Below are 24325 nucleotides of genomic sequence, written 5' to 3'. Positions count from 1 at the left end.
GGCTCTCAGGAATTGGGTTTAAAGCCGGTGGCCACGTTCAGGAATCGCTTCGACAGGTCATCCTGCGTCATGAAGCCGTAAGACAGCGCGCGGTAATTCTTGCTCCGTGGGTCAACAAGGTAGAGCGCCGGGAAGTGCGTAATATTCATCGACCGGGACTGCCCCGTATCCGGACGGCTCTGCGGCAGGGAGGCTGCCACCTGGCCATCAACCGATACCGGGATAAGCGAAATTCCGTTTGTTTTCGCAAAGTCCGCCACCACCCCCGCCATCTGAACGTCAATCGGGTCACTGCCCCGGTAGAAGTAGAACAGACCGTACTGCTGCGCCAGCTGCTCCACGGCGCTCTGCCGCGTCTGCTGGTCGCGGGTCTGCATAAACGGCGCCATGCTGTTGTAGTGCGGATACTCCAGGTTATAGTCGAGGTCCGGGTGGCTCAGCTGCGCCGCCGCAAAGGACTGGCTGAACATCGATGCCCGATCTGTCCAGAACTTCTGCCAGCGCAGGAACGTCGCCGTGTTTTCCCGCGAGGGGAACAGAATGGCGCGGTTAAGCGCCTCCTGGGTGTATCCTTTCAGCACCCGGGCCTGCTCCATCGGGGACATTTTGCTGAGATCCGGAATGGCCTGCGGTGCAGGCTGTTGTGGCTTTCTGGACTGCTCCGGCGGCTTTTTCGGCTCGTTGTACCAGGACCAGCCGGTGAACGGCTCTGCCGGCGTCACAATCTCCTCGGCCATCACCGTATGGCTCGTCAGCGCCATAAGCAGGCCACAGAGGACACGCTTCATTTACCACCTCCCTGCTGATTCACCTGCGCGGCAATGCGCTCTTTAATCTGCTGGACCTGCGTGCTGGTATCGGGGATTTTCTGGTTCTTCATCAAATCCTCGTAGAAGTCAGAGAAGTTGATTTTGTCGAAGTCGATACGCTGCAGCTCCGGGACAGTGATCCCCCGGCAGTTCGGGCTGTCGCCGCTGCCGAACTTAACGCCCAGCTGGTCGCGACGCCCCTGCTCCTGAATGATGCGGGCAAGCTTGCCGTCAAAGACGCAGTAGACCTGACTTTTCTGGATGCAGGCGCCCAGCACCTGGCGATCACACCGCTCGCCGACGCTGACGGTAATTTTCTTCGCCTTCGCCTTCCCTATAGCCTTTTCTTCATCATCACATGCGGCCAGCCCGGCGCTTTGTCCCCAGCCAGAGTCTTTGCAGCAGTTAGAGAATCCTGCAAAGGCCTTACGGCAGCGCATGGCTTTCCCCGTGAAGGCTTTAACCTCAATGGTACTGCTGGCGTCTTTTGCGTCTTCAGCTGCCGAGGCAAGACCGGCCAGTTTGGCCACCGCCGTATCAAAACCGCTGCTTCCGGCACCATTGGTGTCGTCACACTCTCCTGACTTACAGATGTAGTCGCCGCCGCAGACCAGGCCGCCCGACTGATGCGTGGTCTGACACTGGTAGGTGTAGCTCATGTGGGTACACTGCCCGTCGGTCGATTCGGTGCAGGTATTGCCTGCCGCCGTACAGGACGGGTTTGTCATCAACGTTCCGCAGGTTCCGGTGGAATCTGACGGCACGACATAGTTATCGGTGTACTGCCAGCAGTCGCTGTAAACGTTATAGCTCTGACCATTGTTAACAATGGTTTTATTTCCTCCCGGAGAGGTGCAGGTTGACGTCGTTTTCCGCGCCTTTGACATATCCAGGCCACAGGATGAAGTCCAGTTCACTTCCGGGACAAAGGTAGTCTCGACCGCATTCATAACGAGCACGAGCGTGAAGCCTGACGCGCCGGACTGAAAGTCAGCTATCTGCTCACGGATATGTTTTCTACAAACATCCTGCTTTCCGCTAACACACCCGGTGCTTTGATAGGAACCGGCAGGTAAGGCCCCCCCCTGCGACAACGGTGTCCCCGGAGCGCCCGGCATTTCCCAGTTAAAGGCTTTTCCGACAATCGTCTGACTGACGCCCCACCAGGAGATTTTCCCGGCATTGACATCGCGATCCGACCAGTAAAAATGCGCGCTGATCACCGGTCCTGATGCCGGCGCTTTAAAACTAAAACTGAGAGCAGTACCGTTATTCGTAAAAACAACATCACCATTGGCCGCCGTCAGTGTGAAAGTTTTCTGCACTGTCGTGGTGGAAGTATGTCCGCCAGGTGTTGCCGTTCTTGAACAGGCTTCCACTGATGCCACATCCTTATCGCAGGTATAATTTTCAAAGGTGGTTTTCGATACCGTCACCTCCTTACACTGGTTCGCAGTCCCGTTTAGAACACCGTCAGCGCCGGCTTCCGCATTTTTACCGATAGTGATGAAAGGTGCGTTCGGGTCGATGGCGGGCGTCGGGTTCGTTTTTCCGGAGTTGATAACCGACTGCGCTGCGTCATTGCCCTGCAGAGCGGCCTGCCCTTTGTTGGCGAGCCCACCGTCACCGCCATCCACGCCGCCGTAGTACCCTTTCTCCGGTGGGTTAGCGGTATAGCCTGGTATTGCCCCCGTGACGGTATCCGGATTTTTCAGGGCTCCCGTCCCGGCGGAAGCATTGCCTTTGCCAAAGCTCGATCCCGCCTCAAAGGCAGGATCAGCTGCGCCAGCCAAAAGCGGAAAAAGCATCAGCACCGTTGAAAGCATTTTTTTCATTTTCCGGCCTCCAGAAGATGGCGTGCCGTTGCCGCACAATCACCACTTTCAGCTACTTTTTCGAGAGCCTGCTGCAGGGGCAGACTTCCCCTGATGACGTCATAGTGGCCAGGGCAGGTCACCACCAGGGCGGGTACTGTGGTGATGTTGTACTGAGTGAACAACGTTGGATCGATTTGCACGCCAGCGTCCTTGTCCTCCTTACTCAGCTCAAACATTGCCGCCGCGGTCTGTCGCATGTCGTTATTAACCAGGCCGCGCAGCGTTGGCGGAATGTTGTAGCGGCGGGCATCCTTCAGCATGGGCAGCAGACCTTCACGTGGAATACCGAGGCTCACAAAGTAAATAGCCGGGAACGTGTCTTTTTCCCCCATCTTGCTGGTCCGGGCTGCGATATTGCCCTGCAGGCGGTTAATCAGGTCCAGTTGCTGCTGCGGCAGGACGGGTGCGGCAGCCGGATGCTCCTGCAGGTCTTCCTTCATCGCTGCCAGCGCATCCTGCTGACCTTTGATCCAGCTATGGTCGGAGACGGAGATATCGGTCTGGGCGCTCGCCAGGGCCAGCGGCGCGAAAGCAATCATGACGCTGATCGTCAGCGCCCGGAGATAAGCGTTTTTCATTGTCATGTCCTTAAAGGAATACGCAGTTACGTTTGCGCCAGAAGAGGTAGCCGAAGTTCTTTTTGGAGGATGGAGAGTTATGCGTTGTGCCCCAGAGCTGCGTGCTGGCCCCGAAGGGATGGCAGTTGCCCGGTTCGGGGTACATGTTTACCATCTGGTATCGCCATCGCTCTTTCGGGATGATCGGGGATGGATACTGGTTACATACGGCGACGTCCGCGCCCACGGAGTTCCATACCAGTCCCTCACGATGCATCTTGAAGGCCATTCGCTCTCCGACCAACAGAGAGGCCTCGAGCGGAGAAAATTCACCGCTGGTAAAACCTGTTAGCGGGTAGATAGAACCCTGACTACCTGCACACCAGAACAGCGGCGACAGAGGAAGGCCAGCTGATGATGCAGCTGCGTCAGCAGCACAGGCCCCCTGAGCGATCAGGTTGCCGAACAGCGCTGCCTCGGGGTTAATCAGCATCGAGAGGGTGCTGTCATTCCAGAGAGGATCAACTTCGGAGAGATAGGCAATATCCATGTCGCCGGTCTGCAGACACCCCAGGCTGGTGATGATGTTCAGCCAGAAAATCAGCGGGTATTTGTACCAGTGAACATGGTAGAACGTGCCGGCAGCGGGCCGGTCACTCTGCCCTGCGGTTCCCGTTCCCGTTCGTCCGAGATCGATTTTAAAGCCGCCCATGTTGACCATGACGCCAGGCTCACGGGTTACGTCCACCATCGCCATTGGCTCCCAGAACCCGATGGCCAGACCGATACGATAAAACACACCATATGGACAAATCTGGATCGGCGAAGCCGGGTTGTTGGTATCCTTTTGTGGACCGGCGGCCAGCTGAATATTGCCGAGCGTCATCGGAAACAGACACTTCCAGCAGACATCGCTTATCGGGTTAACCCAGCGGCCATCACCCGCGTTGCTGGCTGCGGCCGTTGCCTGAGCTGGCATCCAGGAAAGCAGGACCAGCATCACGCCGGCAAGCCATGAGAAACGCTTCATTTCACCTCCCGCAGCCACACACAGACCGGGCCGTCCTCAGTGTCATGAATGGAGCCAATGAACCAGCCATCGCCCTCTGGCGCGGAAGGGTGCCAGTCAATGATGTTTTGTTTCCCTTTCTCCCAGTCGGCGATCACCTGGGGAGGCGCGTCGTTTTCCATCCAGCGGGTGGCGCAGGTCAGATTGTGCTGGCGCATCCAGTCGCCAAATTCAGTCTGTGTGGCCTTATCACTGGCGGGTGCAAAATAATGAGGGTGCGTCCAGAAGCCGTTGCGGTCACGGGTAACCGTCACCGGCCTGACAGGTTCAGGGTGAGTCATGGGGTATCTCCGGGAGTGCCGCAACCACCGGACGGCGGAAGGGCTTAAAAGGGATCAGTGGTTATTGGCTTTACCGGCCGCTTTCATGATGATGGCCAGACGTTCTTCCTGGCTCATTTCGTACAGGGCAAGAATGGCGCCGCGCAGAACATGCGAGGGTTTGTACAGTGGATTATCGTTGAGGATTTCATCCATCTGTCGGGCCGAACCCTCATCGTGACGTACTGAGGTGACATTCCGGCCCTTTTCAGTAACAGGGTCTTTTTTCATGGCGTTACCTGGTCGGGGTTAATCGGAAACCGGGATGACATTCAGGCTGAGGCGGAGCGCAACGCAGTGAGCACCGAACATCCTGAAAGGCCGCGCGGTTGAGTCAGTGAGCTTTAATAGTACGAGTGACAATTAAGGCATAACCATTGTCATCATCGTACTCAGCAGTTTGCTCCTCCCCGACGGAAATACGGTCAGCGGCAGCATTCAGATACCGGACTAACATCTCTGTTGAATGTGGGGAGGTTATCTGCGCGAAGACAGCAACAACCCGCTTTTCTTCGTCCTGTGGTACAGCAATCAACTTCGCCAGCTCCTCTGGTACGTTCCGCCCGGCAAATTCAGGAAAGAACCCTGGAGGCGTACTGCACAACTGACGCAGCAGCGTTACCTGTAGATCCGGGGATGCTACGGGCACAGTGCAAAGACTGATAACATTATCGTTTTCAGGGAACGGTGCGCGACTCACCATTTGCACGGCCTCTTTCAATCCCCGAACCAGATCACGTGTGATTGTCGACGTATCAGACGTCACATTGATGATCACCTGCCTGACGGGCCACATCTGTTTTTGCCAGTCGGTCATCAGTCGGCTGATGTACCACCCTTCCCGCTCATTGCCCCGGATAAGTACGCTGAGCCATGTGCCGGCGTACCCATCGTTCACTGCCGCATCTTCGCTGTCCTGCATCGTCTGCTCAGTTACTCTCGGTGATGTATAACACTGTCGCGCCCTGAAAATCCGGCGGCTGATTTTTTGCCGATCGACCTCTGGCATCGTCACGCGCAGTGATTCATCACGCGTCAGTACATAGCCCTCTTCAGTCAATGCCTTTTCCAGTTCAGCCAGTAGCAACTGGTAGTATTCCCGGTTAGCAAATGCATGAACCGCTTCGGCATGTCGGGCACTGCCAAATTGCGCCAGAGGGACAGGTATTCCCGGTCTGCTCTCCCACGCACGGCGTTCACGGCGTGCATCTACAAGATGCTGAACAACAATCCAGCCAGCGAGTAGCGCAACGACGACCAGAATACCGGTCATGCCCTCAGTATCACGCAAACAGGTGAGCATCCCCTGCAGCCCCTGAGGGCCGGTGAAGCAGCTGATTAACGCCATGCGTTCATCTCCTCCATTCTGTTACGGATAAGCCTGACGAGGTACAGGGGAAACGCCTCATCTCGTTCTTCCGGCGCTATAGGCTGACGCTGGTTATTCGCGCACCACTGGTGCCAGGCACCGGCGATCAGCGCCGGTTGCCATGAAGCGATCTCAGGGTACAGCTGACAGAGTTGATTTACGGTTTCGTCACAGCTTTTGGTATCAGCATTGTGACCAGCCATATGCTGAGATGCTGGCGACACAGCGGTATTGTGTATCAGTGACATTCGGCGTTCTCCTGCCCTTCGCCTGCAAACAACCTGTCGAGACGCTCGGAAAGTGACAGCGTCGGGCCTTTTTTACGTTTCGCGCTGTCCTCGGCCCGCATGTTCTCCAGTAAGAGGTGAATGATGTAGTCGGGGAAACGTTCATCACGCCTGGACGGCTCCCGGCTGTCCTGCTGGTTCTGCTCACACCAGTGGAGCCAGGCTTTGGTCACCAGTACCGGATGCCAGGAGTCAATTTCGGGGTACAGCGTCTTCAGTCGTTCTGCTGTTCCCATGCGCGGCGTTATCTCAGCGGGTTTGCGCGGTTTTCTGCCGTAACGTCGATGGGATGTGACCGCCTGACGCATTTCGGGAAACAGGTCACCTAACGTTGTTGCACTCATTTTTTCGCTCCTGATACCGGAATCTCTTCCACTTTCATCACGTGGCCGTCGCGCGATATACGCGCAGGGATGTGTTCAAAACCGAATTTACGGGTCAGTACGCCAGACTGGTCGAAGTAGATACGTTCATTCAGCGCATCACTGGTTTCTTTGATGTTGCCGTTCACCAGGATGACCTTCACGCTGGTCTGGCCGGCGAGCTGCTGTCGTGCCCAGTTCACCTGCTCCTTATCATCGCCGTCGATAAAAAAGAGCACCTGGCTGAAGGGCACCTTATCCAGAGGATTGACCGTGTCACCCTTGCGAACGATCACGTTGCCCTGCATGTCTGTGATCGTCTCCTTCACGGTAAATGTCGGGTCCCAGGCAAAGCTGCGGTATTCCTTCGCTTTCGTGAGCCCTTCCACCGGCGTCGGACGTACCGCATGCTCCTTCACTCTTTCCGTTGCCTCTTTGCGAAGGCGGTCCAGCTCGCCCGTCTGCTCCATTCCCTTCAGGCGATTCTGGATAAACGCCAGCATGTCCTGCTCTGCAGGCTCGAAGACGTTGCCCCAGGTACCGAGATCTTTCGCCCCGCTGCCGGCGGAGAGCATCAGCAGCATCATGGCCGTCAGCTGCAGTCTTTTTTTCACTGGCCCCCCTGGGTGCGTCGTGCGATATCAACACGGATTTCATTCGTGATATCGCGCTGCGGGCTTATCACCGCCGGTTTCACCAGGATGATGGCGTTATGTGAAGCCTGCCATTCCGTGAGGCTGTCCGTTAGCGCCGCGTTGAACTGCACTGTCATCGCTTTTGCCCGACCTTCATCGAGCGGCAGCTGCGCGGACTGCTGCTTAAAGAGGTCCACCGTACCCTTCATGTCGAAGACCACCACCTCCGGGGTGACGGCTTTCGCCGTCACATATGCCACGCCTGTCATAACCAGAAGTCCCGCCAGCCTCAGCATGCTGGCTTTAACCCAGCGGGATGTTTTGCTGGCGATTGTTACACCGTCGCGGACGGTGTCGCCGTCATACGGCTTGTCCTGTTGCTCACTCATGCTGCTTTCACCCACTCTTCAAGTTCACGAAGTTCACTGCCGTATTTTTTCTCCGCCAGCATATACGCCGCTTCTTCCGCAGTTGCCCCCGCTTCTTTCTGCGCTTTCTGCATGAAAGCAAAGTCCTCGCCGCGCGAGCTGAACATGGCACGCGTCACGGGATCGACGAACAGGCGATGGAAGGAGCTGTATTCACCGGCATTTATCAGCAGGGAGCTGTAGCCGGTCTGCAGGGCTGGCTGGAAGCCACGGATAACTTCTTTTTCCATGTCCGAGAACTGATCCGGGTTATCGGCAAGGTACTGTTTAAACGCCTTCGCATCCTGCAAGAGGGTGATTTTGGTGGAGCTGTTGTTCCAGGCGGCTTCCGCTTCCTTACTGGCGCTGAAGTCCTTAATGCCCTGGGTGATGGTGATAAACGCGCCACGGTGACGACGTACGGTGCGGTAGCCTGTTTCGATAAACCGTGCCGCGTGCGGGTTGGAGCCACCCAGCAGGCGCCAGGCCTCGTCGATGATGCAGACTTTTTTGAGGTCGCGCGGGCTGTGGTACATCTTTTCCTGAATCGCCAGAATGAGTGAGAACAGGATGGACGAGAGCAGCTTCGGCTTGTCTTCCAGGCTCAGCAGCTCCAGCACCGCGAAGCGGGTTTCACCATCGAGCGTCGGGGTGTCGGCGTTGAAGTATTCTCCGTCGGGTCCCCAGGTGCAGTAGGTCTCGAGCAGCATGGCCAGCTCAGCAAGGCGCGCGATGATGGTCGGCTTATCTGCGGACGCCTGATTCACGTCCTCATTGGTCAGGTAATTATGAACGTCGTCGATACGGGCTTTGTTTGCCTTCTTCTCCCACGCATCCATTACCGCTTTCTGCAGGATTGCTTCACAGACGCCATCCAGCGGCTGCGTCGGACTGGCGAGTACCGTCAGCAGGCGCACAATCCCCTCCGCAGAATGTTTGATGTCCGTAACGTTGGCAAACGGGTTAAAGCGCAGCTTGGAGCCATCGAGGTAGACCCCGCCGGCCTGGTGACAGTAGTTCTTGTAGCTGTCCCCCATGTCGATAACCCAGCCGTAACCATCGGCGTTCAATACATCGCGCAGCACCCCCTGTATCAGAAACGATTTCCCTGCCCCTGAAGTGCCGGTGACCGCGATGTTAAAGTTGGTACTGCCGTTCTCCTCGCCAAACATGTCGTAGAACGCCACCTGGTTGCGGTAGGTCGGCAGCGGCATACCCACGTTGGACAGCTGACGTTCGGCGACGACCGGCATCAGACTCACCGCGTTCCATGACTTGGCGCGCAGCGTTGCCCCCGTCATCTTCAGGTCTTCCCACATCCCTTCCTGCATGACGAACGGGAAGCTGGCCAGCCAGTTACGCATCTGTTGGTACTGTATCGTCACCATTTCCAGCTCGTTCTTACGGAACACGTTGACGGCGGCAAGTTCACACTTCTGCGCCTCGGTATTATCGTCCGGCGCGAACAGGGTCAGGTTGAAGTAGGTGTTGCATAGCGCGATTTCATTGCTGTGCAGCTGTTCACGGGTACGTCGCCATTCTTCTGCCGCTTTTTTTGTACCGGGAAAGAGCGCTGCATAGGCTGAGTTGGCTTTTTTCGACAGGTCCTGGTCTTTACGGAAAGCCTCGCTCTGGCTTTTGGTCTGTTCTTCCAGGGCCGTCGTCCAGGTCAGCATGAAGGGACAGGGTATCCCAAGATCGGGAAAACGCAGGTTCTGGAGATTGTCAGCCCCCTGCCAGAGCGCGAATCGACGCGGGTTTTTAGCAAGCTGCATGTTGATGATGCGGCATGCCGATGCCGGAAGACGAGTCCCGCGCGCGTCAATGGTTTCCGGCAGCGCCATCCGGATATGCGATGGATGCACCCTCAGGTCAATCCCGGGATCAACCACCTGGCGGTTGAGTTTCTCATCCTCGTTGTAGTCCCCGGAGGACGTCAGCACCTGTTCCTGACGGTAGTTCATCTGCTCGCGTACCGCAGACAGGAAAGCGTGCACATCGGTGTTCATGCTGTCGATGCGCGCGGCCCCCAGAGAGACGCGGATGGTGTTGCGTATCTGAATCAGGTCATCCATCACCCGCTGAACCTGTGAAGCGCGCTTAATGGGCTGACCGTAGACAATAAAGATACGGTAGTTACGCAGGTAGAGCGGGTATTCACGTTCATTGGCCAGGCCGTGCAGCGCGGAACGCTGCCAGAACGCGCGGGTGATTTTATTGAGGTGTTCGGACATTCCCCCTTTCCACATGTCGTTACTCACGCCGCGATCGATGCGTTCCCCGACACACTTGCTGGCAAGCATAATGACGGTCACAGGGGTCTCGCGGGGAAGCTTCTTACGCAGCATGTCATCGAGAGCGGCCATCACCTGCTCGTTCGCGCCGGGAAGCGGGGCAGCCTCCATAATGAAGCCCGCAGAGCCGGCGTTGACGAAAATTTCATTCCTGTCGTCGTAATACCGGTAAGGCAGCGCAGCGACCAGGGACGGATAGTCCCAGGTCTGGGAAAGGTTGTTGCGGGCCGTTGCTGCACCGTCTTCCTCTTTCCCGTTTTTCAGCATATCCATCAGGCTGTCGACAAAACTCATTTTCGGCCCTCCGCAGCGGCCCGGATTAACTCCAGGCGACGCAGCTTCTCTTCGTTCATCTGGCCGGAGTGCGTTGCATCACCGGCAGTTTTAATCTGCCAGTCACAGCTCACGCTCAGAACGGCCAGCGTTTCATCGTCGGTATCGACTGACTGTGTGGCGGTGATTTGCGTCGTTCCTTTCCGTGAATGGACTAACGATTTCGCCAGATGATCGACGCCGTTCATGCCGGAAATGTAGTGGCTGCTCATTCTCCGCCCTCCCCGATGACGCGATAGCTCTCATCCCAGTGGGATTTGTTTTTCACGAACTCGACCACAGCCGGCTGATGAAAGTTGTCGTCCGTATCCACCCAGGGGGCAATCCACAGGCGCTGCGTGGCGTCAGGAATACGCTGAACCGGAACGCGGCCCGCCGTGTTAACCGGCACAGGGGTCGCATGACTGGATGTGGCCAACGGCGTGACCAGCGAGCCAGACGATTTCGCCGGCGCAGAGGTCAGAGGGCGCGATGCTGCAGGCTTAGCGGCGTTGGTTCCGATTGCTGCGGCGGAGACAGGACGGAAGGGATTCACAACCGGTGCTGAATTGCGCAGTGCCGGCAGGGTTTCACCCGCAGGCTTTTTTGCGGTTTTCTCTGCCGTCAGGTCATCCAGACTTTTACCCTGAGCGGCCAGCTTGTTGGCCTCACCGGTAGTCAGGCACTGGTCGGTCGCGGTCTTGTTGCAGTCGAAATCAGAATTGAGACCGGCGCAGCCGGTCAGTGCGCTGCACAGCAGTGCAGCACCCAGTAGATTTTTCATGGGGTAACTCCGGTTTTAATTTAAGGGGTATTCAGGGAGGGGTAATACTCAGTTTCGATTATTTGCAGTTGCACTGAAGCACAGTGAAAACCAGCTGCACAACAAGGCTGCCAAACACGCCGGCATAAAACATATCCAGCGTCAGGAAGTTCAGGTCCATCTGGATAAAGCCATAAATACTCGCCACTATCTGCATTCCGCCCCACGGAACGACTGAACCATACATAAAGTACCAGTCATCGCGTTTGTTAAAGGCGGTGCCGCTAAAGTATACGAGGAACACGCTTAAGAGCAGGGACACTCGCCAGGAGACCCAGCCCATATCACCCACGCCTTTGATATTGAGCACTGCCCACACTGTGAGTTCGATAGTGAATACCAGTGCAGGAATGAGGATATAGCGGTAATTTTGCAGGATTTTGAGTAATGGGTAGCGTGCCATGCTGGCAGACATAAACACTCCAGTGAAATGAATTACAGGAAGACGTTGAGACATGAGCAAGCGCGCCTATGGTCACCAGGGTGAGTAATACAGTGAGCCCTCCGGTATGGTTGTAAACAGAAACACCGGTCGCGCCGGCAGTTATCACCAGTAATGCGATGGCTCTGGTACTCTTCATTACTCTCCGATTTCCTCGTTACCGTCAGTGGCTTTATGAAGGAACTTCAGGTGAAGTTTCTTTTCTGGCCAGACGGTCCTCACTTCTTCCTGATACCAGTTGCTGACAATACTGACCGTCAGCCCCTCCGTTTCGGCCTGTTGCTTAAGGTGTTCCCAGGCGGAAAGGTTCAGGGGATCATAAGCAGAAAGCTTCCTGTCAAATACCTCCGCCCAGCTTTCGTTGTAGCGGGGGACAATTCGCCTGCATATCCATTGACTCGGAAAGAACCAGATAACCAGGAAACCCAGTGCCCATAGTAGTTGGCAGTACGCGAGAGCTGGCCACGCGGTCCCAAGGTACATGACAAGCCAGATAAACATGAATCGGCTTCCTTCCGGAGTGGCGCGTCCCGACTCCCATTCAGCAATATGCATCCGCATGCTCCTGAGCAGGCTGTTATTACGCTCTTCATCACGCATTCCAACCTCCTTATTTAGCGGTCCTACAGGCTGATACTAACGATGAACGGAGTACGCGAAACTCAATCACATCGTTACGCTCAAGGAGCTTCAGGGCTTCTGGAGAACAGGTCATTGCGGCCTTAATTGCCAGTGAGACAGCGAGACTGCGGTAGCGATTTTGCAGTTCGGTAGGTGCATCCCCTGGGACTGAGTCAGACACCTGCTGATACGCTTTCCAGGCATCAGGAAGGGCCAGTGCTTCGCGTTCCAGAGCTTCAAACCGGGCTGCGCGGGCAATTTGCTTTTGCGCTGCCATCTGGTTTAGAACCACCACTGTCGCGGCAGCTTTCACCGCATCAGGTGTTGTCAGGGAAAGCACCATTAATAAAACTGAGGCAATGCGTTTCATTTGCGCTCCTTTTTCTTATCGTCGTTCAATCCCGTCAGGGGGACGGCGGAGCCACCTGGCCAGGGTAATAAAATAAGGATGATGGCTATCAGCTGTGCTCCCAAACGACGGTAGTCATACACCTCCTCTAACCCTTTTATATTTAGCCATATTGCCGCTATCCACCCGAACCACCAAAGGATCGAATACAACCAGTTAATGGTTATCCTTACTCGACGGTTCACATCCTTTGCTTTGCAGTCTGGCCCGCCCCCTGCGCTGTTGTTTTCATTTGCCCTCTTCATTACTTTCGGCCTTCAGGTCAGACTCCCGTTTATCCAGCCATTTAGTGAAGCTGTAGCGTTGCTGCTCATCTCGTTGACGCTCGAAAAGCGCACGCGCTTCTTTTTCGTCTTTGAGCCATGCAGCAATGTCATCAGGCTCTATTGCCCTCTTCTCTTTCACTGTGCGGCACAGTTTTTCGAACGCGTCTTTATCTCTCGGGCTAACCGACTGCAATGCCTGATTGATTCGGCCTTCCCAGCTATCGGGAGCGTCCATTTTGCCTGACGCTGCCAGGAACAAGAGGAAACCGAGGACCACGCCCATAATGATAAATCCAGGCTGTTGATAAAAAACACCGCAGAGAAACATGCTGCCCGGGAGGGCTGCTGCGCACCAAAATATCCGGTACTTATGTAGCCTTTTCCCGGCACGCCATTTCTTCAGGTCTTCTTCGATGACATCCAGCTCAGTTTTAAACGACATATGCAGCTTCTCCTCAATTGATTATGTCGCCGGAATGTGGCTTGCGCCCATCACGAAGAACGGCATCCGAAATGGCGCTGAACTCCGCATCCAGCCACTTTCTGAGTTCTTCCGGCATCAACTCATCCTTATGAAAAACAGAGACGGCCAGGGTACGCATGGCATCAATATCAAGCGGCTCATATGCCCGAATTTTCTTCTGTATTTTTTCTTCCCATGTTTCACCAGCCTGTAACAATCCGGCGAGAATAAATGCTATTCCAATAGCAAAGGAAGCCACGGTAAGCCTCTGATTGCCTGACCAGAAGCTAAAAATCAGCCCCCCTGTAGCGGTTAATACCCCTACCAAAAATATCCAGTGGGGTTTTGTGTTTTTCCCTGCAGACCAGTCTTTCCAGTCCCGTTCAATACCCCTCAGAAAATTGATACGGTCATCTATGCGTGCTCCCTTCATTTGCACTCCCTTTTGTCATCGTCGGTCGGCCCCGGGAGGGGTTCGGCGGTGTCATCTGGCCAGACGGGTGGTCGTATTCGAATCAAGATGGTGGCAAAAAGTAATGCGCCAAGGATGCGGAATGCATATTCCTCCCGAACTCCTTTGATAATGAGCGCAATAAAGCCCACCCACCCGAGGACCCAGCAAATCGAATACAGCCAGTTAACGGTCATCCTTAACCGACGGTTCACATCATTTGCTTTGCGGTCTGGCTTGCCTCTCAGCGATGTTTTTTTACGTGCAAACATCTTCATACCCTCATCAGTTTATGGTGTCACCGAGGCGCAGCTGGCTGGCCTGGCGGAGAACGTCATCCGGGTTGATGTTGCCGACTGAGGTGGTACTGGATGCCGTGGTCTGGCTCGCAGGTTGTGGAGTCACGGCGTTCTGAGCGGCGTTGCCGGCTTTCTGCAGTTCCTCTTTCGCTTTCGCGTCCTCGGCGTCCTCGATGGTTTCAAGGCGGAAGCCCTTCTGGAATACAACGGTCACCTGGTTGCCGGCACCGATATCAATTACCGGATGGTACTGCTCGGCGCGCTTAATCCAGTACTGGCTCAGCGTGTCGGCCGCCTTACTGGCTCCGCCTCCGAAGCCCTGCTTAAACACATCACCTGCGCCAACACTTGCAGTGGCACCGAGGCCGACGGATGGTGTGGCGGCAGATTTGATGCCTTCTCCAAAGCCTGACAGGAGACCGGAAGCGCCGGCATAGCCGACAATCATGCCGTTTCGCATAACGGGCTTGCCGCGAATGCCGCCTTTACCCTGGAAGCTGACGTGCCCCTGAAACTCCATGTCCACGTGCTTGCCGTTTTTCAGGATGCAGCTGATGGACTGGGTGCGGACGTTTCCGCGTTCGCTGGAAATATCGCCCCACATCTCACCCACAATAAAGCAGCCGTCAGCGTTGAACTCCTTGTTGTTGGGCATCTGAATGTTGCCCTGCAGGCGGATGGTTACAGGACTGGTATTCTGCTGACCGGTGACGCTTGCGTTCGCGTCGGCCCCCTCAATCAGAACAGCATCAGAGAATGAGCCAGACGGAATCCAGGGGAGTTTGGTTGGCTTTTTCATCAGGCTGTCGTATTTGAACTTTGTAGTCGACAGACCGCCTGTCATACGCTGGCCGGAGCCGCCCGGGTAGAACGCTGCACCCTGCCCCATATTCACACCAGTGGCGGCCGGTGCACCTGTGGGGGTTACATTGTATTCCGGTGGTCGGGCCTGACCGGCAGCAACGGGACCGGGGAGTGGTGTTCCGTTCTGTCCAGCAGGTGGTGTCTGCTGGCCAGTGGTCTGGTTGCTGCCGGGGGTTTTCGTAAGCTGGTCGTTCAGGCGCTGAATTTCAGCGTCCTTTTCGGCCAGCTTTTGTTCGGTGCTGAGCTTGTTATGCGCGAACTGCTGAGTAAGCATGGCGAGGTTTTGCTCAAGGGCGGAGGTCTTTGCCTGCTGCTGCGCCAGCGCTGCATCGTTGACTTGTTCGTTAAACGTCGCGGTCACAACGCCGGTCAGGTTTGGTGTTGCAACCGGTGCGGGTTGCTTTTGTTTTTGCTGGTATTGCCCGTACCACATTACGCCGCCTGCTGCAGCTGCGCCGCCAATGATGACGGCGGCCAGGATAGCCAGCTGCTTGCGGCGGGTTTTCAGGTTTTCATTCAGGCTTATGGTCATGGGCGGGCGTCTCCGTCATCTGAAAACACAATCCAGGCATAGCCTTCGCCGCCAGCGTAGAGCTGATTCTGCGACAGCATTACGGCCCGGACACCCTTGCGCCAGAAATCGCGCTCGCGGAGGCTGCGGGTGATGCTGCCCGGATTGCTCATCCGGAAGCGAACAACCCGCAGGTGGTTGCCCACAAACTGGCGTTCAGGCGTCAGGCGTACATCACTGGCGGGTGTGTAAGCCGGCATGCGGCTGACCGGGTATTCCCGGTAGTCATCCGGCACCTGGCCATTGACTACGGTGCGGGATAGCGCAACCAGCGTTTTTTCATAGGTCTGCCCTTCTTCCCATGCCTTCGCATCGTCGTTCTTGCGAAGTGGTGGTGACATTGGGGTGAAGCGCAGTGTTTTGCCGTTACCCGGCTGCGGCCTGACGTTCAGGCTCAGCGATGAACCGTGGTCAGTCTGGATAAACAGGGTGAAGTTCTGGCCGACAAGCGGAGACAGGATAAGCGCTCCGTCCTCGGTCTGGCTCTGGTCATACGCACCGGTTGGTCCGCTGATGCTGGTAATGAGTTCTCCGTCTACAACAACCTTGCTCGGGTTGGTGTTGCTGAGGGTGACGTTAAAGGCGGCGTCGTTCTCAAACGGAATGGCTGCGGGTGCGGAAGCGGCCCGGAGGCCGCTTGTGAATAATCCCGCTGCCAGAAACACAGCAGCAGCTGCCGGTGAAATGCGAAATTTCATGGGCAGTCCTGTCAGTTAGTGGAAGGTACTGGCTTGAGTTCTTCAAAGCTGTGGAGGTTAATCACACCATTGTCATAACTCAGTTTCAGTCGGTAGGTTTTTTCCTGGTCTTTCAGTGGCGTGGTGATTGCGCCGTTGGTGGTGGATGGTTTCAGAACCCCGCTGTACTGCACGGTGTCATCGTCAATAACCCGAATTTCTTTCGTGTCGAATCGGGTGGTGATGCCCCCGTTCTTGATTCGCTCAGCTTCAATATCCAGGGCTTTCTTGAGTGCGTCCCTCTCGGCGGAGGGGACGAATCCAAGAACCATTTTATGGTTAGTGTCGACGTTTTCCGGAGTAACATTCAGTCGCCAGTAAATAAAGGAAGCGGCGAATTGTGTCAGGCCGGTGGCATCGACACTTTTTGAATCTGATGCGAATGGGCGGTTAAACGTTAATGGCGTGGTGATGGTTTTCTGGGTTGTGGCGAAATACCACGCCAGTGACCCTGTCAGTACATTCCCTGCGCCCATGAGTAAAGTTAAAGCTGAAAGACCAATAAACGCATAGCGGAGTTGTTTATCGCGCTCTCCTTTAATATTCAGTTTCATGAAAAACTATGCCCTCCAGTGTCGGAAACTTGAATCAGGTATCTGGCGAAAGGTTACTTTGAATAAAATTGATGGCAGGTGCCAGTAACAGAAATTAAGTAACCAGTATGACCCCTGCCCTTTTTTCAGATACCTGACGATAAACCAGAGCAGGCCCGCGATAATGGAGAGTTCAATAGACATGTTATTGAGGATGCCCAATATAGCCAGGGGGGCAACAATAATAATCTCATCTAATGGTAAACCAAAATAACGGTCCTGTTGGTTTAGTGTTTCCGGGAAGTAGTATTTATCTTCTTCCCCGCCCATTGTCAGCTCGCAATCGCAAAACCAATGCGTGTTGCAATGATTACCAATGGAACGCCCAGGAACGTAAGGGGTGAGCGGGTTTTCATATAAATGAACACGCCGAAGAGAATTTCACCGAGATAAAACCACTTAACAATAGATGAGCCAGAGCCGAAAGTGGAGTTTACCGTAGTGTTCTGAGATGCGAGAAGGTCAGTACCAGATGCGAATGCCGGGTGAGTGACCATAAGTGCAATTAAAAAAGCGCCTGCTGACTTTAAGTAAAATTTAGCTTTGCGATTTTCGCGTGCTTTACGGAATAAAGACGCTACCGCCCATCCCTTACCGACGTTAAGGGCACTGCCTTTGGTTAACATGTATGTTTTCTCCGAAGTAAACAAAAGTGAATCGCGTAAGTGCTTGTTTACGCGGGCGCAATTGTCCCATGACCCTAAAAAAAAAAAACTGTGACGCGTGTCACACTTTTCGGAATCATTCAGATTTATCCGAATATGTAAGTGAGTAGGCTTTGTTGACCAGTAAGTTAGGAAACGGCCTCCGGGATCTATAGCTATGAAAGTAAAAGAGAAAATGTGGAATGGTCGCGGCCGTCCACGCAAGTTCCAGCCAGGTGAAGCGGTGGAGTGGCGATTGCGTGCTCCGGATAATCTGCTTATGGAGCTGAGAATATGTGCCAGGGCTGGCAACAGAAGTGTGAATGAGGAAATTATTGCCAGGCTTTTGTTGTCGCTGAATTATCAGCCTGGGAAACCTGTCATTAAAACTGCGGAGGGTGAGCGGCTTATTGCACTGGCGGTGAGATTTGAAGAATGGCTAGGGCAATTGCTTGATAGTGAATCTGTTGATGTTGCTAATGAAATTAAACCCTCGCCCAAACAAGAGCAATTATGGATGTGGCGTGAGGGTGAGCGGATTTTGCTTCCAGGGAAAACGACCGGATATAGCATGCGTATTCCCGAGAATCTTGCTGATGAAATCAGGGCAATGGCGAAGGTGCATAACCGTAGTCTGAATGACGAAATGCTCACCCGCCTGATGAATACGCTGGGTTATTTTACGGAAAGGTTGCTTGACCAGAACGAGGATGCGCAGGCACTTAAAGTTCTCTGTATGGAGTTTGAAGTTTTCCTGAAGGAGAGAATAAAGGAGGTGGAGAAAAGTGACCTTCCGTGGGACGAAAAGTCGTCTCAGTGATCGATTCTGGCCGGAGCTTTCCGGCCAGTTGTGCTGATTTACTCTGTGAGGAAGTGGTCCTTTTCAGCTTTATCTTCCGCATCATTAATCGCACTGATGTTCGTGTTTATAAGTTCTTCCAGTTTCACTCCAGAGTCGGGGCCTTTGAGTGTTACGAAGATATCTGAAACCAAGGCAGTTAGAATCATAATACCTTCACGTGACCCGGATACTTTTTTAATGAGGTCGCGCCTAAAACCTTCAAGGTCGAAAGAGCTGCCTTCTTCTTTCGATTTATACACCATCAGTCCCAGTCTGACTAGTTCGTTCACAATGGACGAATAATTCATGTCTGAGGTTGTGGCTCCCTTCTGAAGTTCTATTTCCAGAATATCCTGTATCTCACGGTCGATTTTGTCTTTGAAGTATATGTTTTTTCTTGTCATGTTATTTTCTCGTGAATTTCATACAGTGCCTGATGCGGCACTACAAATGAGTTCTGTGGCGACTGTAAGTGTTTTGTTTCTGTATCAAGCTATTGAATTTCTGTATAAATATCTTGTATGAATGTGTGCTAATCCAGCACCTTAGGGTGTGCTAGTCCGGCACCATTATGTGTGTTAATCCGGCACCATCATGTGTGCTGATTAGGCACTGCTTATATTTAAGTTACTCTATTTATTATGTACACACAATCCCCACACAGAGCAGTGCTTGATTAGCACACATGACAGTGCCTAATTAAGCACTGTCATGTGTGGGGTAAAGGCACTGTAGTGTGTGTTAATCAACACACCTTAAAAGCTTACATTTAAGAATCCCGAAATCTAACGCCTTTCATTCAATTGAATTTAAAGGAAAAATCTGCAAGACGAAGTCTTGCGTGGGGTGTGATGTTTTAAAGGGTTAGTAAAGAGCGGCATGTTAATACCGGCTACTGCTCTGACATGTTTATTTCGGGCAGGTGTTAAATCCCCGCAGGAAAGCGCTCACGCGCGTTTGTAGTGAATTTACTTGATTACGACGATCCGCCGGGGTATTTTTTAAAGCGCCTCTCCAGGGCCCGTTTATTTCGCTAAAAGGCCAAACCATGAAAATATCGTTACTGCCTGCTGCTTTGCTGACTCTTTCACTATCTGCTGGCGCAGCTCCGCAGATGTGCTTTGATCAGGCCGGCAAAGATTATCAAATTGATCCGCTTCTGCTTATGTCAATTTCGATTAAAGAGAGCCATCTGGTACCAGATGCGATAAATGGATCAAACAGGAATGGGACAGAAGATGTCTGTGGGATGCAGGTGAACAGCTCTCATTACGGTAAACTTAAAAACTTCAATATTACCCGTGAGCGCCTGTTAAATGATCCATGTATCTGCGTTTATACGGGTGCATGGGTACTGGCGCACAACTTCAGGTCATACGGAAAAAACTGGGACAGCGTGGGGATGTATAATACGGGGCCGAGCAAAAAGCTCATTACGCAGCGCAAGGCCTATGCACAGGATATTAAAAATATATATCGCGTATTACTGGCCAGAAAAAAGTTACTTTCTGAACGTCTCGCGCCAGCTGCGGGTAAGGAGCATGAGATAAAAACTACAGAAACAGCATCGCTTAACAGCGGGCAGTAAAAAGCCGCTCTGTTGAGCGGCTTAATTTTCAGGCCTTCAGTTTTGCAAACTCTTCAGCCATTTTCCAGAGCACCTGATTTAATTTGATGTCACCATCTATTCCGTTGACTTCCCGCGTTCTGGTCATCTTCCCTTTTTCCGTTCTGCCACGAATTCCCCCACGGATCACATTTTCCTGCACCACGTTAAACGTGGTCCATAAATCCTGGCCTCTGTCGAGCACACGGCGAGGGTTAATAATTTGCTCCGGTGTAATCGGCGCTGGTTTTCCATCGTATTTAAGTTCCAGGGCGGTCGCACCAAAAAGGCGCTGCTCAGGCAAAGTGAGCTGAATGCTTTTCATGAGGTCAATATTTTCATCAACCGCGTCAAATGTTTTCAGCACCGTGTAAGCGCCTTCAATAACCTGCCCGACAATATCCCCTTTGTGGGGTACGCGGATTTCACCAAAATCCTTCCATGCAACCAGACCATTACTGCAAACCTGACGAAACATGCCTGGGATCATTTTATAGCTGCTTGAACCATCATGGCTATTCAGCAGAATAATTTCCGGTACTTCTTTTCCGTTAATCTGGTCATGACGGCGCAGGCGAAGCATATGCTTTGTAAAGTCGCGTTTATCCTGGTCACGTGTACGTGACTGAGTTGCATAATATGGCTGAAAACCTTCATCACGTAAGCGATCAAGAATGTTAATGGTCGGGATATACGTATAACGTTCAGAGCGTGAATCGTGTTTATCCGATGAGAACGCGCTCGGAACGATGAGCTGTAATTCATCATTCGTCAGCGGACGGTCTTTGCGGATCGAGGTAGGCATACGATAGCGGCTTGCTAAACTGACCATTTTTATTTACTCCTGATTATTTAGTTAGAGATGAAGAAATAACGCGGTGAAAATTATCCAGCGGCATTGCAGCTGCCACAGGGCGACCATCTACAACCCAGACAGAGATATAATCCGGGCATTCGTCATTAATTAACGTCAGCTCAGTGGCATTCACTGGAGGCGTAAAAATTAACGGTTGTGGCTCCCCTTCCGATGCTGCCAGGACCCAGCAAAACAGATCCGTGAACTGAGACCTGGTGAGGTTCGAATCACATCTTCCGGTAGATTCTTGAGCGGCGGTTTTGACGTTGACGTTTCGTGTGTGCATCCTGGTTTTCTCCTGTGGTGATGGTTGTCCATCTCCCTGGTGAGTTCTCTCGCGGCAAAGGGCAAAGGAGCAACAGCGAAGGGCGGAAGGAAAGGGGCGGAGACAAAAGTTTTTGCGGCACGCAAAAAGTTTTGGCGGAGTGCATTTCACCCCTTGGATGACGACCCGACGGTGCTACGACAAGCCCTCCGCGTGAGGACGCACGGGGGATGGCTTCACCGGGGGAACAGGATGCACACACCCGACACGTCGGAACGGCGTGGCGACCTTAAAGCGACGGCATCAGCCGGCGCGGTGAAGGCGTTCCGGACGGCACGGCCGGAGAAGCCGCAGCCCTTGACCTTCGCCATCAGACCCTAGCGTCAGCCCGAAACCCGGAGGGGTTCGGCGGAGCCCGGCGGGTGCGCAGCAGCCGCCCTGGCGGAGTGGGGCTCGACGACCGGACAGCGGCGCTGGCCGGGAGCCGAAGGGGGCCATCGCCCTGCCCTGTTTTTCGGTTATGGCCATAACTGAGCTGCAGCTGAGAAAGTTAACCAGCAGGACGCCGGTTATGACCGCCGATGAGGAGAGCATCACTGCAACGGGGAAAGACAGGAGCGCCGGAGGCGCTTTCGCTCTCCCCGTTTCCCCGAAGGGGTAGCGTTTTTTGCGGTTGCCCCGATGATATGCACCGGGGCCAGGATTTCCGCTCAGATCGGTTCTTCGCTGTCACCTCCGTTTTCCTGTTCATAGTGCATCATGGCCATATTCAGCAGGGCATTAAATCCCTCGATGCCAGCCCCGTCCGGCTCGCACTGTTCGCACAGGTGCAGCAGATTGGCCAGAAAATCCGTGATGACAGTTTGCACGCTTTCGCTTTCCCTGTTCAGCCCGGTTTTACGGGCAAATTTCCAGAGCACATCTGCAGCCAGCGCGGCGTGATCATCGTTGCTGCGGATTTTTATCGGTTCAGCCTGGCCTTGCAGGCGTTCTGCCATCGTCTCCAGCACGGTGGCCGGAACAGCGTTCAGTGTGTTGCTCATCATTTTTCTCTCTCCCTGCGGCAGGTCTGCCCTGCCGCTCTGTCAGTCAGGCGGCCACGGTGGCCAGAAAGTTTTTCATAGCTTCGAAACGGCTGCGGAACTCCAGACGTCCCTTCCAGTCATTGAAGTAATAAACGGGGGTATAACGCACGCGATTTGCTTTCAGGGTCAGCGTGTTACCGGTCACGACTTTCGCAGGGATACCCAGCAGTGACAGCTGGATAAAGGCCATATCAGCCACCATCGGATCGATATCTGTGCAGGTGGCATACAGCTGTTCTGACGGGTTATATCCCGCATCAGCCATCCAGTATGCAAAGGCAATGACCATACTGGCGCTACCACAGGCAGGCTCATCTAGCGTCATCCAACCCTCACGCTTTATCGTCTCCTGAGCGCCGGGCATGAGTAGTCCGGCCATCAGGCGGGAGACGGAGGACGGAGAGAAATACTGCCCCATTTCATCCGCGCCCAGCTCCTGCTCCATATACAGCGCGCCGAGGAAATCATGAGTTTCACCCGCCAGTCCCTCCACCAACAGGCAGAACAGCTGGTTCATGGCGTCTAAATCGGACGGTTCATAACGTTTGCAGATCAGATAGTTACTTTCCATACCCTCTGGCGTGCGCAGCCGAGCCACATCCAGCTGGCTGGCAGCAAGCTGGATAAAGTCGCGGAACACTTCGGAACGGCGCATATGTTTCGCAGTCTGACGGAAGACACTGGCGAACTCTCTACGCGCCTCAGCTGGCGACAACATTCGGGCAGGAGCAGAAGCCCGCGGCAGCGCCTCTGCCTGGTCAGACAGGAACAGGGATTCAAAACTCAGTTGTGACATGGTTTCTCCTTACCGGCCGCCCGCGGGCGGCCGTCTCCTGTTAAGCCAGTCCAAGCGCCGGGTAGACGCTGACAGCCAGACCGCAGTCAGCATCGGCGGCGTAGCCCGTTTCGGCATTTACCACGGACAGGAACGGCTGCCACTGTGAGAAGCGCAGCGCGGGTACGCGTGCGCGTTTTCCGGCGCGGAGGGCATTTACAAATGCCTTCGCCTGTGCGACAGTTTGCGGGTCAAATTTCACGATCAATCTCCTTACTTTGGTTGTGATTGCCGTATCTCGTTTTGGTAGGCCAGATACGGCGTTGAGAAAGCAGGGGCAACCCTGCTTTTTTAATGCGCGGAATTCAGCGGCGCATCGAGACAGAAACGTGCGATCACGTCGCCAATCAGCTCACGGTGATGGCGGGTGTGCAGGTCATGGCACTCAAAGAAACGCGCGCCGTACCGGACAAAAATTGCGGTCACATCCCCGCCCGTAAACTCCATTGATTTGAACGACTCCCCGCCAAACCCCCTGCACCAGTCCACTGGCGGCAGTGTTTCCAGCTGGTCGATATACCGGGCCTCGGTGATTTCCGCCCAGGGACGGCGATAGCCGTCATTCTGCTTTTCCTGTACCAGAGTCGCGGGGATCAGCTCCGCATCCGGATAGAGACGGCGAAGGGATTCCAGCGTTTTCGCTTCACGCTGAGTCACCCACTGCCCGTCCAGTTGTGTTGCGCAGTCATAAACGGCGTTATGAGACGGAACAAAAAATGCCATTGGTGCAGCGGTCGGGGTGTTAACGCTCATGTTTCTGGCTCCTGTCTGATGAGGTTCCGTGCGGCGGCTGCCGCACGGGGTGAATCGGATTTAAATGTCGATACCTTCGCGCTCGATCAGGCGCACAAACTGTTTGAAGTGGTCAGCTTCAGCCACATGGATATGGCGGAACTGTTTATCGACGCCGCTGGTGAGGGCGTAGAAATAGGTGCAGCGCATTGTTTCGGGGCAGCGTCTGCGCAGTTTCTTCAGATCTGCAAGGCTGCTGAACTCCAGAACGTCCGATTCCTCCTCAGAGTTTTTTTTCGTCTCAGCGACGAGGATCGTGTACGACACGGTTTTTCCCCCTATCTTCCTGGAAGATTCGGGAGCGGCGGTTTTGACGTTGACGTTTCGTGTGTGCATCCTGGTTTTCTCCTGTGGTGATGGTTGTCCATCTCCCTGGTGAGTTCTCTCGCGGCAAAGGGCAAAGGAGCAACGGCGAAGGGCGGAAGGAAAGGGGCGGAGACTAAAGTTTTTGCGGCACGCAAAAAGTTTTGGCGGAGTGCATTTCACCCCTTGGATGACGACCCGACGGTGCTACGACAAGCCCTCCGCGTGAGGACGCACGGGGGATGGCTTCACCGGGGGAAC

At 54.2% G+C, this 24325-nt stretch carries 35 protein-coding genes; 2 read left to right on the top strand and 33 right to left on the bottom strand.

What is annotated here, in order from left to right:
• Nucleotides 1-5: 5 nt before the first annotated feature.
• The 25 genes from traF to SPH27_RS21460 all read right to left on the bottom strand — a co-directional run bounded on the left by traF (nucleotide 6) and on the right by SPH27_RS21460 (nucleotide 17463).
• On the bottom strand, nucleotides 6-788 hold the full coding sequence (traF, locus tag SPH27_RS21580) for a type-F conjugative transfer system pilin assembly protein TraF (RefSeq protein WP_063409494.1): 783 nt from the start codon (nucleotides 786-788) through the stop codon (nucleotides 6-8).
• Nucleotides 785-2644: a type-F conjugative transfer system mating-pair stabilization protein TraN gene (gene traN / locus SPH27_RS21575; protein WP_322435809.1), complete on the bottom strand. Its 1860-nt coding sequence runs from the start codon at nucleotides 2642-2644 to the stop codon at nucleotides 785-787. Before traN ends, traF begins: the two co-directional genes overlap by 4 nt.
• Nucleotides 2641-3264, bottom strand: coding sequence for a type-F conjugative transfer system pilin assembly protein TrbC (gene trbC, locus SPH27_RS21570; protein ID WP_322435808.1), 624 nt, complete (start codon nucleotides 3262-3264; stop codon nucleotides 2641-2643). The genes traN and trbC overlap by 4 nt, the downstream gene beginning before the upstream one ends.
• Before the next feature lie 10 nt (nucleotides 3265-3274).
• A complete protein-coding gene (gene traU / locus SPH27_RS21565; RefSeq protein WP_032656090.1) occupies nucleotides 3275-4273 on the bottom strand; it encodes a conjugal transfer pilus assembly protein TraU in 999 nt (332 codons plus the stop codon).
• On the bottom strand, nucleotides 4270-4593 hold the full coding sequence (locus SPH27_RS21560; protein WP_322435807.1) for a hypothetical protein: 324 nt from the start codon (nucleotides 4591-4593) through the stop codon (nucleotides 4270-4272). Before SPH27_RS21560 ends, traU begins: the two co-directional genes overlap by 4 nt.
• 54 nt (nucleotides 4594-4647) lie before the next feature.
• On the bottom strand, nucleotides 4648-4863 hold the full coding sequence (locus SPH27_RS21555; RefSeq protein WP_047650740.1) for a hypothetical protein: 216 nt from the start codon (nucleotides 4861-4863) through the stop codon (nucleotides 4648-4650).
• Nucleotides 4864-4966: 103 nt separating this feature from the next.
• Nucleotides 4967-5980 carry a hypothetical protein gene (locus SPH27_RS21550; protein WP_322435806.1) on the bottom strand — a complete coding sequence of 338 codons (1014 nt, stop codon included), beginning with the start codon at nucleotides 5978-5980 and terminating at the stop codon, nucleotides 4967-4969.
• Nucleotides 5971-6249: a hypothetical protein gene (locus SPH27_RS21545; protein WP_181368458.1), complete on the bottom strand. Its 279-nt coding sequence runs from the start codon at nucleotides 6247-6249 to the stop codon at nucleotides 5971-5973. Before SPH27_RS21545 ends, SPH27_RS21550 begins: the two co-directional genes overlap by 10 nt.
• Nucleotides 6240-6632: a hypothetical protein gene (locus SPH27_RS21540; protein WP_032638128.1), complete on the bottom strand. Its 393-nt coding sequence runs from the start codon at nucleotides 6630-6632 to the stop codon at nucleotides 6240-6242. The genes SPH27_RS21545 and SPH27_RS21540 overlap by 10 nt, the downstream gene beginning before the upstream one ends.
• Nucleotides 6629-7264, bottom strand: coding sequence for a type-F conjugative transfer system protein TraW (gene traW / locus SPH27_RS21535; protein ID WP_322435805.1), 636 nt, complete (start codon nucleotides 7262-7264; stop codon nucleotides 6629-6631). Before traW ends, SPH27_RS21540 begins: the two co-directional genes overlap by 4 nt.
• On the bottom strand, nucleotides 7261-7674 hold the full coding sequence (gene trbI, locus SPH27_RS21530) for a type-F conjugative transfer system protein TrbI (protein WP_322435804.1): 414 nt from the start codon (nucleotides 7672-7674) through the stop codon (nucleotides 7261-7263). Before trbI ends, traW begins: the two co-directional genes overlap by 4 nt.
• Complete coding sequence (gene traC, locus SPH27_RS21525; RefSeq protein WP_247825556.1) at nucleotides 7671-10280, bottom strand: type IV secretion system protein TraC; 2610 nt, start codon at nucleotides 10278-10280, stop codon at nucleotides 7671-7673. The genes trbI and traC overlap by 4 nt, the downstream gene beginning before the upstream one ends.
• On the bottom strand, nucleotides 10277-10531 hold the full coding sequence (locus tag SPH27_RS21520) for a hypothetical protein (RefSeq protein ID WP_247825555.1): 255 nt from the start codon (nucleotides 10529-10531) through the stop codon (nucleotides 10277-10279). The genes traC and SPH27_RS21520 overlap by 4 nt, the downstream gene beginning before the upstream one ends.
• Nucleotides 10528-11082, bottom strand: coding sequence for a type IV conjugative transfer system lipoprotein TraV (gene traV, locus SPH27_RS21515; RefSeq protein ID WP_322435803.1), 555 nt, complete (start codon nucleotides 11080-11082; stop codon nucleotides 10528-10530). The genes SPH27_RS21520 and traV overlap by 4 nt, the downstream gene beginning before the upstream one ends.
• Nucleotides 11083-11140: 58 nt before the next feature.
• A complete protein-coding gene (locus SPH27_RS21510) occupies nucleotides 11141-11536 on the bottom strand; it encodes a hypothetical protein (protein WP_322435802.1) in 396 nt (131 codons plus the stop codon).
• Between the two features lie 165 nt (nucleotides 11537-11701).
• Nucleotides 11702-12163: a hypothetical protein gene (locus SPH27_RS21505; protein WP_248223900.1), complete on the bottom strand. Its 462-nt coding sequence runs from the start codon at nucleotides 12161-12163 to the stop codon at nucleotides 11702-11704.
• Between the two features lie 10 nt (nucleotides 12164-12173).
• Nucleotides 12174-12554, bottom strand: a complete 381-nt coding sequence (locus SPH27_RS21500; RefSeq protein ID WP_149289612.1) for a hypothetical protein — start codon at nucleotides 12552-12554, stop codon at nucleotides 12174-12176.
• 267 nt (nucleotides 12555-12821) lie between these two features.
• Nucleotides 12822-13301: a hypothetical protein gene (locus SPH27_RS21495; RefSeq protein WP_322435801.1), complete on the bottom strand. Its 480-nt coding sequence runs from the start codon at nucleotides 13299-13301 to the stop codon at nucleotides 12822-12824.
• A 13-nt stretch (nucleotides 13302-13314) separates the two neighbouring features.
• Nucleotides 13315-13755, bottom strand: a complete 441-nt coding sequence (locus SPH27_RS21490; protein ID WP_322435800.1) for a hypothetical protein — start codon at nucleotides 13753-13755, stop codon at nucleotides 13315-13317.
• On the bottom strand, nucleotides 13752-14045 hold the full coding sequence (locus SPH27_RS21485) for a hypothetical protein (protein ID WP_322435799.1): 294 nt from the start codon (nucleotides 14043-14045) through the stop codon (nucleotides 13752-13754). Before SPH27_RS21485 ends, SPH27_RS21490 begins: the two co-directional genes overlap by 4 nt.
• 13 nt (nucleotides 14046-14058) lie before the next feature.
• Nucleotides 14059-15462: an F-type conjugal transfer pilus assembly protein TraB gene (gene traB, locus SPH27_RS21480; RefSeq protein ID WP_322435829.1), complete on the bottom strand. Its 1404-nt coding sequence runs from the start codon at nucleotides 15460-15462 to the stop codon at nucleotides 14059-14061.
• Nucleotides 15463-15464: 2 nt separating this feature from the next.
• The gene (gene traK / locus SPH27_RS21475) at nucleotides 15465-16205 is read right to left on the bottom strand and encodes a type-F conjugative transfer system secretin TraK (RefSeq protein ID WP_322435798.1); all 741 of its coding nucleotides are present in this window, start codon (nucleotides 16203-16205) and stop codon (nucleotides 15465-15467) included.
• A gap of 11 nt (nucleotides 16206-16216) precedes the next feature.
• Entirely contained in the window at nucleotides 16217-16798 is a 582-nt protein-coding gene (locus SPH27_RS21470) for a TraE/TraK family type IV conjugative transfer system protein (protein WP_322435797.1), read from the bottom strand.
• 6 nt (nucleotides 16799-16804) lie between these two features.
• Entirely contained in the window at nucleotides 16805-17107 is a 303-nt protein-coding gene (traL, locus tag SPH27_RS21465) for a type IV conjugative transfer system protein TraL (protein ID WP_322435796.1), read from the bottom strand.
• A gap of 2 nt (nucleotides 17108-17109) precedes the next feature.
• Nucleotides 17110-17463: a type IV conjugative transfer system pilin TraA gene (locus SPH27_RS21460; protein WP_029403783.1), complete on the bottom strand. Its 354-nt coding sequence runs from the start codon at nucleotides 17461-17463 to the stop codon at nucleotides 17110-17112.
• A gap of 196 nt (nucleotides 17464-17659) precedes the next feature.
• Here SPH27_RS21460 and SPH27_RS21455 point away from each other — a divergent pair, with 196 nt between their 5' ends.
• Nucleotides 17660-18301, top strand: coding sequence for an Arc family DNA-binding protein (locus SPH27_RS21455; RefSeq protein ID WP_322435795.1), 642 nt, complete (start codon nucleotides 17660-17662; stop codon nucleotides 18299-18301).
• A gap of 38 nt (nucleotides 18302-18339) precedes the next feature.
• Here the strand turns inward: SPH27_RS21455 and SPH27_RS21450 are convergent, their stop codons facing one another.
• A complete protein-coding gene (locus SPH27_RS21450) occupies nucleotides 18340-18726 on the bottom strand; it encodes a relaxosome protein TraM (protein ID WP_322435794.1) in 387 nt (128 codons plus the stop codon).
• A 644-nt stretch (nucleotides 18727-19370) separates the two neighbouring features.
• Here SPH27_RS21450 and SPH27_RS21445 point away from each other — a divergent pair.
• Entirely contained in the window at nucleotides 19371-19910 is a 540-nt protein-coding gene (locus SPH27_RS21445; RefSeq protein WP_063444073.1) for a lytic transglycosylase domain-containing protein, read from the top strand.
• A gap of 28 nt (nucleotides 19911-19938) precedes the next feature.
• On the opposite strand, the gene SPH27_RS21440 is transcribed toward SPH27_RS21445, so the two are convergent.
• From SPH27_RS21440 to SPH27_RS21410, 7 genes are all read right to left on the bottom strand, one after another.
• Nucleotides 19939-20760, bottom strand: coding sequence for a DUF932 domain-containing protein (locus SPH27_RS21440; protein WP_322435793.1), 822 nt, complete (start codon nucleotides 20758-20760; stop codon nucleotides 19939-19941).
• Between the two features lie 16 nt (nucleotides 20761-20776).
• Nucleotides 20777-21070, bottom strand: a complete 294-nt coding sequence (locus tag SPH27_RS21435; protein WP_072049643.1) for a hypothetical protein — start codon at nucleotides 21068-21070, stop codon at nucleotides 20777-20779.
• Nucleotides 21071-21759: 689 nt separating this feature from the next.
• Nucleotides 21760-22095, bottom strand: a complete 336-nt coding sequence (locus SPH27_RS21430) for a hypothetical protein (RefSeq protein ID WP_045409790.1) — start codon at nucleotides 22093-22095, stop codon at nucleotides 21760-21762.
• Between the two features lie 43 nt (nucleotides 22096-22138).
• Nucleotides 22139-22930, bottom strand: a complete 792-nt coding sequence (locus SPH27_RS21425; protein WP_322435792.1) for an N-6 DNA methylase — start codon at nucleotides 22928-22930, stop codon at nucleotides 22139-22141.
• A gap of 40 nt (nucleotides 22931-22970) precedes the next feature.
• A complete protein-coding gene (locus SPH27_RS21420) occupies nucleotides 22971-23171 on the bottom strand; it encodes a hypothetical protein (RefSeq protein WP_031494497.1) in 201 nt (66 codons plus the stop codon).
• An 89-nt stretch (nucleotides 23172-23260) separates the two neighbouring features.
• Nucleotides 23261-23722 (bottom strand): DUF1419 domain-containing protein, encoded by a 462-nt coding sequence (locus tag SPH27_RS21415; protein WP_232946125.1) that lies wholly within the window; start codon nucleotides 23720-23722, stop codon nucleotides 23261-23263.
• Nucleotides 23723-23782: 60 nt separating this feature from the next.
• Nucleotides 23783-24097 carry a hypothetical protein gene (locus SPH27_RS21410; protein ID WP_322435791.1) on the bottom strand — a complete coding sequence of 105 codons (315 nt, stop codon included), beginning with the start codon at nucleotides 24095-24097 and terminating at the stop codon, nucleotides 23783-23785.
• Nucleotides 24098-24325 lie beyond the last annotated feature (228 nt).

Origin of the sequence: Enterobacter sp. A103 (assembly GCF_034427535.1) — a bacterium.
GTDB classification, from domain to species: domain Bacteria; phylum Pseudomonadota; class Gammaproteobacteria; order Enterobacterales; family Enterobacteriaceae; genus Enterobacter; species Enterobacter asburiae_B.
The sequence above is the reverse complement of the archived record's forward strand: the minus strand, read 5'-3'. Positions and strand labels throughout refer to the sequence as shown.